The organism is Peribacillus sp. N1, from assembly GCF_054600815.1.
The window spans coordinates 1-311 of the sequence record NZ_BAAHZO010000037.1 but is presented as its reverse complement, the minus strand read 5'-3'; the positions used below and the strand labels follow the sequence as shown (position 1 = coordinate 311).

Here is a 311-nt window from a genome sequence, read left to right as displayed (position 1 = left end):
TTCAGCCTTTTATTGAGTCCTCGGATCGTGAATTTAGGAATAATGCAAGTGAGTCATATTAAGGTTTCTTTGAAGAAAAGCAGGAGGAATTGGATCGTATATTAGACGACCTTGTCAAGGTGAGGCATGGAATTTCGACAGCGCTCGGTTATGGGCATTTCGTGGAACTTGGGTATTATCGAATGACTAGGACTGATTATGATGCTGAAATGGTTGCTTCATTCCGCAAGCAGGTGAAAGAGGAAGTGGTACCGATTGTCACCCGGCTGAAGGAACGTCAGCGCGAACGTCTTGGATTGGAGAACCTGAAC

Annotated in this window: 1 pseudogene; it reads left to right on the top strand. The window is 45.0% G+C overall.

The features are described from left to right. Nucleotides 1–89 precede the first annotated feature (89 nt). A pseudogene (locus tag ACYP5M_RS26550) lies at nucleotides 90–311 on the top strand (peptidase M3); the annotation flags it as partial.